This window comes from Nostoc sp. UHCC 0302, assembly GCF_038096175.1.
Classification (GTDB): Bacteria; Cyanobacteriota; Cyanobacteriia; order Cyanobacteriales; family Nostocaceae; genus UHCC-0302.
The window spans coordinates 7805641-7817738 of record NZ_CP151099.1 but is presented as its reverse complement, the minus strand read 5'-3'; the positions used below and the strand labels follow the sequence as shown (position 1 = coordinate 7817738).

Below are 12098 nucleotides of genomic sequence, written 5' to 3'. Positions count from 1 at the left end.
TTACGAATTACGAATTACGAATTACGAATTACGAATTACAAAATCTATCTTTGATTCCACTCTTGCGCTGCATCTTCTACAGCTTTATCTACCGTCTTCTCGCCTAGCATTGCTGCTTGTAAGTTTTCGTAAACTGCTTTTTGCAGTTTATTAAAATCCTTCAAAGTCGGAGTTAATATTTCTGCCTGTTGCAATTGTTTAGCAGTGATAACTCGTGCCTTCTCCACCGTCGAAGCATTAGCTGGGACATTTTTAAAGTAGCTGTCAGAAAGTGCTTTAACTGTAGAAGGTAGGACGTTTGCAGCTTTGGCAAAGGCTAACTGGTTGTCGTCATTGGTGAGAAATAGGGCAAATTTAACAGCAGCGTCAGGGTTTTTAGTTCTACGGGGAATAACTACATTCATCACCGCTACGTTTTTCTTGCCTGTTTCACCTGTTAGTTGGGGTGCTATTGCTGAGGCTTGAGCGATTTTTGGGGCATTATTGGCGATCGTTTTGAGAAACTCTGGCCCCGAAGCTAGAAATACCGTTTCTCCAGCTTGGTACAAATCGATCGCATGGCGATGTCCTTGCGTTAATGCCTCTTTCGGAAGCAGCCCTTTTTTGTACAAGTCTACCCAATACTGAAATGCTGCTTTACCTTGTGGAGAGTTAAATGCCGCTTTACCCTCAGCATCTATTAAAGTAACTCCCATTTGTACAAAAGATTCCAAAACTTCACCGGAGTCTTGTGGTACGAAAGTTACAAAAAAAGCATATTTGCCTGTTTTATCTTTAATCTGTTGTGCCGCTTGTGCCAATTCTGCGTAAGTAGCAGGTACTTTATTGATACCTGCCTGTTTTAATAAATCAGTGTTATAAATGGTTAGCCGCGTGGTGAGATACCAAGGAATTCCAAAACTCTTGCCATTGAGCATGCTGGCTTTCCAGATATTCGGCAGATAGGAGGAACGTACGGCATTTGGGACTTTTGTATCCAAATCAAGCCAGGCATTACGACCAGCAAGTTGAGAGGCAAAATCTGGGTTGAGGTTGACAACATCAGGTGGCGTATTTGCGGAGACAGCTGTTAAGATTTTGTTCTCCATAGCAGCCCAGGGTACATCTACCCAGTTCACCTTTATACCAGAATTTTGCGATTCAAAAGTCGTAATTAGGCTTTGGAAGTAATTGGTAAATTGTGGTTGGAGTTGCATTGTCCAAAACTCAACAGTTGCCGCTCCTGAAGTGGCCTGTTTAGTACTCGTACCAACATTACCTGTGCTGCAACTGATCATCCAACTAGTAAATAGGCCAAGCAGCGCCCAAGCAGCTACTTGTTGGAATTTTCGTAATTGAGTCATCTTCCCAGTATTTTTACGCTTGTTCGGGGTGAAAATCTTATGCAAAATTGTCGAGATCATAGGCTAAATCAATTACCAGTAAAGACGTAATATATTCGTCTCTATCATTTAAATTTTCAATTTAGCAGTCTAGCAGGCACAACTGTGGTTAAAAGCTTCAATAGTCTGTTTGGCAAATCTAATAAAGGGGTCGGCATTGAACTTGCGCCAGAAAGGGTGAATTTAGTTCAGCTACGCAAGCAGCGACAAGGCTTAAAAATAGAAGCCTTCACATCAGTAGCAGTTCCAGAAGGTGTAGTTACTGATGGTCAAATTACCGATCCGCCAGCAATGGCGGAGTTAATCCAGCAGGCGCTAGCCCAAAGTAAAATCAAAACTTCTCGCGTTGCTACTGCTCTACCAGGGCGGGATTCTATCGTTCGTTTGATACCTGTGCCAGCAGAGTTAGATGACAAAGAACTGCGAGAGATGGTGCTAAACCATGAAGCAGGTTTGTATTTACCCTATCCCCGCGAAGAAGCTGATGTAGATTATCAGAAACTTGGGTACTTCGTAGATGAGGATGGCATTGAAAAAGTACAAGTACTCTTAGTTGCCACCCGCAAGGAGGTGACGGATACATATATAAGTACATTCGAGCAGGCAGGATTGCAAATTGATGTTTTAGAAATTAACAGTTTTGCTCTGATTCGGACTATTCGCGATCGCCATTTGCGAGAATTAGGGCCGCAAGAAGCAGCAGTGCTAGTTGATATAGAGTTTGACAGCACAGAAATAGCCATCATTGTTAACGGAGTTCCACAATTTTCGCGTACCGTGCCTATTGGTACGTATCAATTGCAAACGTCCTTAGCAAGGGCAATGAGTTTACCCACGTCACGAGATATGGAAATGTTGCACGGAATGGTTATTCCCCCAACTCCCGTAGACGGTGGAAAAACAGGGGTTACAGGAATCAATCCTGGTATGGCAGCAATTATGAGAGTGTTGGGAGAATTGACAGATGAGCTACGCCGTTCTATCGATTTTTATCTCAATCAAAGTGAAAATTTGGAAGTAGCGCAGATTCTACTTGCTGGGCCAGGAGGCGGACTTCAACAGCTAGATGAGTTCTTTAGCCAGCGACTGAGCTTACCAACCACCCAAATAGATCCTATTGGAGCTTTGTCTTTAGAAGTTGACAGCGAAAAATTTCCACAAGTGCAACGCTCTGGTTTAGCGATCGTACTCGGTCTAGGAATGCGGGAGGTGTAACAGAATGTATAGTCTAGACGTTAACTTTCTTAAAGACCGCCCAGCATACCAGAAAAAGCCTGACAGAAAGGCAGGAATAACACTTCCTGCGGGAAATTTAACCCCAGTTTACATAGGAGTTGCTCTAGGCGTAGGTCTTCCAGTTTTGGTAGGAATTGGTTGGTTATTTTTGCAAGGAAAAATCGGTGAATTAGAGACACAGATAGCACAATTAGACCAGGAAAACAAGAGATTAGATACAGAAATAGGAAACATTAACAAAATCAAACAAGAGATAACCGCAGTTAAGGCAGAAACACAAGCTTTAGTGACTGTCTTTGACCAGATTCGGCCTTGGTCAGCCATGCTACAGGATTTGCGCGATCGCATTCCACCGTCAGTGCAAATTGAAACCGTCAAACAACTCCCACCCGTTGCAGCAGCGCAAGGGCAACCACCAAGCAATCCTGCTGGAGGATTAGAAATTACTGGATTAGCTCGCTCGTATAACGATGTCAATGATTTCTTGTTGAGTCTCCAACAGTCTCGGTTCTTGAAGTCTTCAGAAAGCAGAATTATTACAGCAGAGTTAGTAGATGCTCCTGTCTCGGTAGGTGCGCGTCAATCTACTACTGTAGTAATTAAGCCACCCCAAGTAGTCAAATACACTATTCAATCAAGTATGAGTGATGTCCCAGCTTCTGAATTAGTTAGGGAGTTAGAACAAAAAGGCACAGTGGGACTAGTGGCTCGGATTCGTAGTATCCAACAAACAGGAGCCATTCTAAAATGACGCTGAGTGATGATTTAAATTTTGCTGAACAAGGCGGAGAATTTGATTCGCCAACACCTGGCTATCCGGTTATATTTGGCATCACTTTCACACCAAAAATCATTGGTATCTTAGTGGGGGTAGTTGGTTTAGCAGGTGCAGCTTACATATTGTTAAACCTAGTAATGCCAGCTTGGGAAAACTATCAGCAGCAGCAAGCAAAAAGCTCAGAACTACAAGGACAAATTGAGCAAAAGAAAGCCAGCCTTAAAGAAATTGCAAAAGTTAAAGAGGATCTAGCCCAAGCTAAGCAGCAAAAAGTCCAAGTTTTAAATTTATTTGCTAATGAAAAAACCTTGGATACATTGCTGTTAGATATGAATCGCTTAGTTGAATCTGGCAATGCTCAAACTCCTATTAGTGGAGTCAGAGCTAAATTGGTAAAGTTTGTGCCAGCTTCACCAAAACCAGAACCGATTACTGATGGAACTCTAGGGACACAGGTCGACGGCAAACTGGAACGCAGGATTATCAATGTTGCAATTTTTGGGACTTATGAACAGACGCAATCGATAGTTCGTAACATTGAGCGGTTACAGCCTTTGTTGATAGTTAAAGATTATCAATCAACTGTAGCTCCACCAGAAGCTAGATCCCCCTTAGATAAAACAGTTGTACGGCAAGGCCCAGCAACAATTAATACATCTTTCCAGTTACAGGCGTTAATGCCACTGACTCCAGAAGAAATAGCCGCAGCAGCAGCTAAAACTGCTCCCAAGAAATAACAATAAGCAGTGCTAAGTCTGAAGAGTTAGGAGTTAGAGAGTTGTTATAGCAATTGCCAGCCACATGAAATACACCCCACCCGCGCTGTCGCGCACCCTCCCCTTACCAACTACGGTGTACACACAAGTAGAATTACCCCCCTTAATCCCACGCCACTTGCTACAAGTCGGCAGAGCCGCCCAACGCAGTGGCTCCCCTTATAAAGGGGGGAAATGAGAAATCTAGTTCCCTCCCCTTTATAAGGGGAGGGTTAGGGTGGGGTAAAACCGACGCTTAAACCCAGATGAGTAGACTGTTTCAGACTTGTGCGTACACCGTAGCCCCTTACCAAGGGGAGAGTTGAGGAGGGGTTATTTTATATTTGACTGGAGTTAGAAACGCTATATTCCTGACTTCTAACTTTTAAAACTCAGTACTAACAGGAGTAGAAGTACTCAATTTTTTTGTTAACAAGGTGTTATAAGGTGAGGAATGAACTGTGAAACAGCTTCACGGTAATAGTTTAATATTGGGTGCTGCCACTTTTGTATTTTTAGCAGCTAAACCAGTGTCGGCGCAGACTACGCAAGTTACTGATGTACAGTTAAATCCCGCTAATGGTGGAATTAATGTTGTTTTGAAAACTTCTTCAGGCTCGCGTCCACAAGTTTTCACTACAAAAAGAGGTACAGCTTTAGTCACAGATATTATTAATACTCAACTACGTTTACCACAAGGTAATACTTTTCGCAAAGACAACCCAGCACCAGGAATTACCTCAGTCCAAATTAATCAACTTGATAGTAATAGCATTCGGGTAACGGTAACTGGAAGTAATAACGCCCCTAACACTCAACCCGCAGGGCGAAATCAAAACGGAATTACTCTTAGTTTTACACCATCCACAGGTGCTACAGCATCAGCACCAACGCCACCGCCAGCAGCAACGCCCACAGCACCGCCTGCTCCTGCTCCTGCGCCAGCCCAATCAAGTCAAAGACCAAATGTTCTCGTTCCGAATCCCGAAGTGACAATTGATGGGCAACCTGCACAACCTGCTGGCAATGGTCAACTAGTGAATCAGGCTCCACCTTTCTTACCCAGAGCTGTTGCGCCACCAGTGGGAGATATTGCCATCTCTAACACTGATGCTTCTCCCAGCACAATAGACTTGGCAACTCAGGAACGGGTTCCCCGTTTGGTATTGCGAGATGCCCCAGTACGTGAGGTTTTATCACTGCTTGCCCGTGCTGCTGGTCTGAACCTAGCTTATATCGGCAGCGAGCAAGCTGCTGGAGGTCAGCAAAGTACTGCTGCCGCTCCCGGACAAGCAACTTCTCAAACAATCTCGCTAGATATTGAAAATGAGCCAGTACAAGATGTATTCAACTACGTTTTGCGCTTAAGTGGTTTAGAGGCTAACCGTAGTGGTCGCACGGTTTTCGTAGGGCCTAAATTACCCAATGCCACCCGCGATACCGTTATGCGTAATCTGCGACTTAATCAAGTAACTGTGGGAGTTGCTCTAAACTTTTTGGTAGGCTTGGGAGCAGAAAGTGCTGTCAGCCGTGAAAGACTTGTGACTAGCGTCAATGCTGTACCTGTGGGTACTGGAGCTACTAGCGCAGTTACTCAGACTCAGACAACCACGGAAACTAGACTAGAAACTCAACGTGCTGAGTTTAGAGACTCTAACCCATTACTTAGAGGTTTACAAGCATTAGGAGACGAGCGCACAAATTCTATTACCTTAATTGGTTCTCCTAGACTAATTGATATTGCGATCGCTCAACTAACTCAGCTTGATATCCGTCGTCGTCAAGTGGCAGTCAATGTCAAGATTATCGACGTTAACCTGAATAATACTCAAGACTTCAACACTAGCTTTTCTTTTGGGATTGGCAATAACTACTTTAGCAATGATGGCGGTGCAGCATCTCTGAATTTTGGCGGTTCTAGACCAGCTACTAGTTCTGAAGCAAGAAATAGTGTGACTGGTACACCTACTATTCAGAATCCAATTACAGGAACGACTTTCTTGAACCCAAATAGTACGTTTACGGTTCCAAATGGAGGTTCGGGTCTGAGAGTGATACAGGACGGTCAGGTTGTACAAGATATTCCAGGTAATGCCACCTTCCTTCAACCTATCTCTCCAACAAGTACAAACCCGACTAGTCCTGGTCTTTCAACTTTTACTCCAGGAACCCCAGATACAGTAACGACAACCACTGACCCTGTAACAGGAAGACAAACTACAACCTTTGCTCCAGGCACTCGTGCAACAGCAACATCTGCTCTACCATCTCTGTATCAGTTCCCCAGACGTTTGCTTGCTAGCTTGCAGGCTCAGGTTACAAATGGCAACGCTAAGATTTTGACTGACCCCACTTTAATTGTGCAAGAAGGTCAGCAAGCTCTTGTTAACTTGACCCAAGAAGTGGTAGGCAATGTAACTCTCCAAACAACTGATACTGCTGCTGGCTCTAGGACAGAGAGAAGAATTGATAAACAAAGAGTTGGCTTAACCTTAAATGTGAGAGTTGAGCGGATTGACGACAATGGTTTCGTTTCTCTGTCAGTTGCTCCAACTGTTAGCGCTCCTTCAGCCACAGAGAATACAGGAAATGGACAAATTGTTTTAGTGTCTGAACGCTCTCTTACTTCGGGTCAGATTCGCTTACGAGATGGTCAGACACTAATTCTTTCAGGCATCATTCAAGACCAAGACCGGACAACTGTCTCCAAGATTCCTATTTTGGGTGATATTCCGCTAATTGGAGCATTGTTTAGACAAACAAATAAAAGTAACCAGCGCCAAGAGGTAATTGTACTGCTCACACCGCAGATTATGGATGATACAGAGAACTCATCCTACGGCTATAACTACACACCTAGCCCAGAGGTGCGGCAAATGTTAGAGCGTCGGGGGTTAAAGGTTCCTGGCGGACAATCAAGATGATAAACAGGTGAGGCTCAAAGTTATTTACTTTGAGCAAACTGCTTTACACATTCATAGGGGCGCATAGCTAGCCAGCTGTGCGCCCCGAATCATTTTTGGCGACTGAACTAGTTAATAGCTGAACTGAGGGTGTCAGTAGGCTCTCAGATATCGTGATGCATTTACAAGCTGAGACTGACCGAGAGGTGTTTAAAGCTGAAATTCGGGGCATCTGAGAATATCTCATAAGACAGGGTGCTAATGCTAGCAGCGCTCTGGTATGAAAAGGACAGGGAATAAGGCAAACTAAGCCGCCTACGAGGGGCGAGGCTTAAAGCCTTATTTCGGGGCTGCACCGTCTCTTCTGTCCCCTGTTCCCGCCTCCTTGTTCCCGCCCTGAAGGGGCTTGTAAATGCGATCGCTTTAACTGATCAATTCTCGTTTTTGTCTTCCGCTCACTTAAACTTAGTATGATTTGTTTAAAAGTCGTAAGCATAACATCTTGGTGTATACCAAGGGAGAACTAAACTATGGCGGCGATAACAACATCCGCAGAAACTAGGATTTTACTCCACAACAGATTATAAAAAACTTGGGGAATGGGAAGAATAATTTTTGACAAGTTTCCTCATTTCCCTCTGTGTCAGTTGAGAACAGCTACACAAATCTTTTCCACTTTCTCACTCGCCACCTCCTGTTCCCCTCATAACAAGGGTATTTACTAAGTATTTATTCCTACTTTTTGGTGGTTTTTAGTGAAACAATCAGCCGAAAATCACAAAAAATCCTGAAATCTATATAAATTAATGGTTTCATCTATCCACTACAGGCTTCAACACCTTAGAATGATTCATTGAAAAGTCGAGCCGATGGGATTTGCAGCCATTTTGAGTAAAAATGCTCCCAAAGGATGACTTTTGTATATCTCTAAACAGAGATTTCAGTAAAAGGTACATCAGGGTGTATCTATAGAGAATCTCAAATAAACCTTAAGGAGTTTGACATGAACAAAGGTGAATTGGTTGATGCTGTAGCTGAAAAGGCTAGCGTTACTAAAAAACAAGCGGATGCAGTTTTAACTGCCGCTTTAGAGACGATTATCGAAGCTGTTTCTTCTGGCGATAAAGTAACGCTAGTCGGATTTGGCTCGTTTGAATCACGGGAACGTAAAGCCCGTGAAGGTCGTAACCCTAAAACCAATGAAAAAATGGAAATTCCAGCAACGAAGGTTCCCGCGTTCTCGGCAGGAAAGCTGTTTAGAGAAAAGGTAGCACCCCCAAAATCATAGATTCTTCTTTTGGGAATCTGATTTTGATGCGGCAACCTGCACACGGGGGAAATTTAGCCTGGGCAGCAGCACTGGCTGGCTGTCCCCGTGATGCTATTCTGGATTTTTCTGCTAGCATCAGCCCATTGGGGCCACCAAACAGCGCGATCGCTGCTATTCAGTCCCAACTAAGTAATATTAGGCACTATCCAGATCCAAACTACAGTGAACTGAGACTAGCTCTCAGTCACTTCCATCAATTGCCGCCTGAGTGGATTCTGCCGGGTAACGGCTCAGCAGAATTACTTACTTTAGCAGGTAGGGAATTAGCAGAATTATCCGCAACAGTCTTAATTACTCCAGCCTTTGGTGACTATTACCGAACCCTGAGTGCGTATAACGCTGAAGTCCTGGAGTGTCCTTTATCATTAGGGATTGGTTATGGTGAGGCAGCCCCCGAAAGGTCTACATCATTAGTCAAGCTTTTTGGGGAGCCTTCTCAAGAGCATTTAGCTGATTTGTCGTTTTTGCTTGATAAAGCACAAACAGAGAAGTCTGTAGAGGCTTCTGCGGGAAGTCACAGCAGCGTCTACAGACTTTCGGGAACAAACGAGAAAGCACTACTGCTGAATAACCCTAACAACCCAACAGGAAAGCTATTTTCGCGGGACTCTATTTTGCCTTACCTGGAGCAGTTTGCTTTGGTAGTGGTGGATGAAGCGTTTATGGATTTTGTCACCCCTAATGAGGAACAAAGCCTAATTTCGGTGGTACAGGAATATGCGAATTTAGTAATATTGCGATCGCTGACGAAATTCTATAGTCTTCCAGGATTGCGACTGGGATATGCGATCGCTCACCCTGACCGCTTATCTAAATGGCAGTTATGGCGTGACCCCTGGCCTGTCAACACGCTCGCAGCCGCAGCTGCAATTGCGGTACTCCAAGATACAGAGTTTCAAGAGCAAAGCTGGAAATGGCTACCACCTGCAAGAAATCACCTCTTTCACGGCTTAGCTTCCATACCAGGATTGCAACCCCAAGAAAGTGCTGCTAACTTTTTACTAGTTGAATCACAACAGTCTACTTTGCAGTTACAGCAACAATTACTTAAAGATCATCAAATTTTAATTCGCGATTGTTTAAGTTTTAAAGAACTTGGCGATCGCTTTTTCCGGATTGCTGTACGCTCTGAGTCTGATAATCAACGCTTACTAACAGCGCTAAAAGAAAGTTAGAAGTTCTGAGTTGGGAGTTTAAAATTAACTCCTAACTCCTGTTTTCTGTCTGTTAACTTATAACTCTAAATTCATGTGGCTATTGACTACGATATCGTAATTATTGGTGGCAGTCTTGCTGGATACTATGCTGCCCTGACTGCAACCCAACTAGGCGCTACAGTCGCTCTAGTGGAACCCAAAGTAAATTACGGGTTTATTTATCACCAAGCACTTAGCAAAATCAGCAACATTAAGCAGTATTCGGGTATTCATCCCTCACAGCCCAATACCGCAGAAAAAAGCGAAAAGTTCAGACTTGGTGGTAACCACGCCACTTCCTACCCTTTTGCTAATGGAGATGCTGCGCCAACGGGAACGCTTTCAGCGAACAAGCCGACAGAACCGCCTAACGGAGTGGCTCCCCAAGAGCAAACTTTTCAAGACAATCAATTACCTGTGGCATGGCAAGAGAGGATGCTATATGCTCAATCTGTCGTCTCAAATCTCGAAGAACAGCATTCTCCCGGCATCCTAGCCGCACTGGGAGTTGATGTAATCTTTGGTAGTGGTCAATTTCAATCCTCTCCCCAATTGGCTTTTTCCGTGAATAGCCGTTTGCTTACCGCACGTAACTATTTGCTAGCTACTGGTTCGCGTCCGGCAATTCCTGATATTGATGGATTACAAGCTACTGGCTACCTTAGCTTATCTAATATTTACTCATCCTTAAATAAATCAAAACTACCTAAAAATTGGGTAATTATCGGTGGCGTTCCTCAAAGTATTGAAATAGCTCAAACTTTAAGTCGGTTAGGTTGCAGCGTCACGCTAGTAGTCAAATATCCGTATATTTTGCCCCATATTGACCCTGAGATAGCCATACTGCTGCAAGCGCAATTGGAAGTTGAAGGTATACGTGTCCTAACTGAAACGCCAGTCACTCAGGTAAGGCGAATTGAAGATAAAAAGTGGATTCAGGCAGGAGATAAGGCAATTGAAACTGATGAGATTTTAGTAGCCACTGGACAGCAGCCAAATGTTGAATCTTTAAATCTGGCAACGGTAGGTGTGAAATGGTATCAGCATCGCTTAGTAGTAAATGATAAACTGCAAACTACTAACCACCACATTTACGCTTGTGGTGATGTAATTGGTGGTTATGATTTTGCTAATGTTGCTAATTACGAAGCCAGAATCGCCCTGAAAAATGCACTCTTTTTCACAAAATTCCGAGTTAATTATCAAAGCATTCCTTGGGCAGTATTTTCTCAGCCAACGCTGGCGCAAGTGGGTTTAACAGAGAAACAGGCTAAACGGCAATTCAATCGAAATGAAGTCTTAGTTTTGCAACACTATTTTAAAACAGTAGCAGCAGCTCAAATAAATGACGAAACTACTGGTATTTGTAAATTAATTGTGCTGAGCAACGGAGAAATTTTAGGAGCTTCGATATTAGGGGCAGCAGCTGGAGAGTTAATTAATTTGATTGCTTTAGCAATATCCCGAAAAATTAAAGTTAAACATTTAGCAAATTTATCTCCAATTTATCCCAGTTACTCAGAAATTTTGGAACAAACTGCAAGAGAGTGGAATAAGCAAAAGTTAAATAGCAATATCGCTTTGCAAGAGTTTTTAGAAGGTTTCTTTCATTTTCGCCGTAATTGGAATTTGTGAGTCAGGAGTCAGGAAACAGTAATTAAAAATTTGTTGTCACTCCTAGTTGAAAATCATCTCTACCTGTGTCACACCACTACGTATTAATTACGAATTACGAATTACGAATTACGAATTATAAATTATGAATTAGTATCCATACTACTCCTGCTGCGACCAGTGGCACGCTTAAATTATCTGTACCGTGGGGCGACACTGCCTCAGCTAGGGTTGCAAAAAAAGCACTTATTACTGCGACCAAAAAAGACCATTCTATACTGTGTGGCGTTGCTAGGAGGCTCAGTGATGAACTAGGTAATAGCAGCAGCACCAAGAACATCGCCACCGTACTTGCTACAAACATCGCTGCCGAACCCTCCCAGGAACGTACAGAATTTCCTACTTGATATTTGTGTTTTCCGAAGCGCTTGCCGATTAATGCTGCTAGTGCATCTCCCCAAGTCATCGCCATCACGCCAGCTACAGCGATAGGAACATTATCTACTGGGCCATCTGGTCGCCACAATAACCCGAACAGCAAGGTCACTGAAATGGCGAAGTAAACAGTACCAGGTGAGCTATCCTCACTATCCATTGCGCCGATGAATCGGTAACGGTAAAACAGATAGTTGAGTCCGATAAATGTAGCAAAGGGGATAATTCCAATTTTCCAGTTGCTAAATAGCCACAGGATACCGAAAACCCACATCCCTGCACCAATATGAATCACTTTACGGGTTAGGTCGGGTTGAAAACCAAATATTCTACGTAGCCCTTCACCAAGGACTAGTAAACCAGTGGCATAAGCATAAGAAGCTGCTAGCCCAATAATATTACTGTTGGTCATTTGTCATTTGTCATTTGTCATTGGTCATTTGTTATGAGATAGGAAAAGAAATATTAT

9 protein-coding genes are annotated in these 12098 nt (G+C 43.4%); 7 read left to right on the top strand and 2 right to left on the bottom strand.

All coding sequences use genetic code 11. The annotated features are described in order from the left end of the window. Positions 1 to 44 precede the first annotated feature (44 nt). Positions 45 to 1343: a sugar ABC transporter substrate-binding protein gene (locus WKK05_RS33875; protein ID WP_341527349.1), complete on the bottom strand. Its 1299-nt coding sequence runs from the start codon at positions 1341 to 1343 to the stop codon at positions 45 to 47. Positions 1344 to 1487: 144 nt separating this feature from the next. Here WKK05_RS33875 and WKK05_RS33870 point away from each other — a divergent pair, with 144 nt between their 5' ends. The 7 genes from WKK05_RS33870 (at position 1488) to WKK05_RS33840 (ending at position 11215) form a co-directional block, all read left to right on the top strand. Then, positions 1488 to 2597, top strand: a complete 1110-nt coding sequence (locus tag WKK05_RS33870) for a type IV pilus biogenesis protein PilM (RefSeq protein ID WP_341527348.1) — start codon at positions 1488 to 1490, stop codon at positions 2595 to 2597. Between the two features lie 4 nt (positions 2598 to 2601). After that, complete coding sequence (locus WKK05_RS33865) at positions 2602 to 3369, top strand: PilN domain-containing protein (protein WP_341527347.1); 768 nt, start codon at positions 2602 to 2604, stop codon at positions 3367 to 3369. After that, positions 3366 to 4133, top strand: a complete 768-nt coding sequence (locus WKK05_RS33860) for a pilus assembly protein PilO (protein ID WP_341527346.1) — start codon at positions 3366 to 3368, stop codon at positions 4131 to 4133. Before WKK05_RS33865 ends, WKK05_RS33860 begins: the two co-directional genes overlap by 4 nt. A 479-nt stretch (positions 4134 to 4612) precedes the next feature. Continuing rightward, positions 4613 to 7075 carry an AMIN domain-containing protein gene (locus tag WKK05_RS33855; RefSeq protein WP_341527345.1) on the top strand — a complete coding sequence of 821 codons (2463 nt, stop codon included), beginning with the start codon at positions 4613 to 4615 and terminating at the stop codon, positions 7073 to 7075. Positions 7076 to 8057: 982 nt separating this feature from the next. After that, positions 8058 to 8342 carry an HU family DNA-binding protein gene (locus tag WKK05_RS33850; RefSeq protein ID WP_009457351.1) on the top strand — a complete coding sequence of 95 codons (285 nt, stop codon included), beginning with the start codon at positions 8058 to 8060 and terminating at the stop codon, positions 8340 to 8342. 26 nt (positions 8343 to 8368) lie between these two features. After that, positions 8369 to 9559, top strand: a complete 1191-nt coding sequence (gene cobD / locus WKK05_RS33845) for a threonine-phosphate decarboxylase CobD (protein WP_341527344.1) — start codon at positions 8369 to 8371, stop codon at positions 9557 to 9559. A gap of 75 nt (positions 9560 to 9634) precedes the next feature. Then, positions 9635 to 11215: an NAD(P)/FAD-dependent oxidoreductase gene (locus WKK05_RS33840; RefSeq protein ID WP_341527343.1), complete on the top strand. Its 1581-nt coding sequence runs from the start codon at positions 9635 to 9637 to the stop codon at positions 11213 to 11215. Between the two features lie 115 nt (positions 11216 to 11330). Here WKK05_RS33840 and WKK05_RS33835 read toward each other — a convergent pair whose 3' ends face one another. Then, a complete protein-coding gene (locus WKK05_RS33835) occupies positions 11331 to 12041 on the bottom strand; it encodes a phosphatidate cytidylyltransferase (protein ID WP_341527342.1) in 711 nt (236 codons plus the stop codon). Positions 12042 to 12098 lie beyond the last annotated feature (57 nt).

What these genes read in the sequence shown, in the direction of transcription:
- WKK05_RS33875 (WP_341527349.1), bottom strand. Translation starts at nt 1,343, where the DNA reads ATGACTCAATTACGAAAATTCCAACAAGTAGCTGCTTGGGCGCTGCTT.
- WKK05_RS33850 (WP_009457351.1), top strand. Translation starts at nt 8,058, where the DNA reads ATGAACAAAGGTGAATTGGTTGATGCTGTAGCTGAAAAGGCTAGCGTT.
- cobD (WP_341527344.1), top strand. Translation starts at nt 8,369, where the DNA reads ATGCGGCAACCTGCACACGGGGGAAATTTAGCCTGGGCAGCAGCACTG.
- WKK05_RS33860 (WP_341527346.1), top strand. Translation starts at nt 3,366, where the DNA reads ATGACGCTGAGTGATGATTTAAATTTTGCTGAACAAGGCGGAGAATTT.
- WKK05_RS33835 (WP_341527342.1), bottom strand. Translation starts at nt 12,041, where the DNA reads ATGACCAACAGTAATATTATTGGGCTAGCAGCTTCTTATGCTTATGCC.
- WKK05_RS33865 (WP_341527347.1), top strand. Translation starts at nt 2,602, where the DNA reads ATGTATAGTCTAGACGTTAACTTTCTTAAAGACCGCCCAGCATACCAG.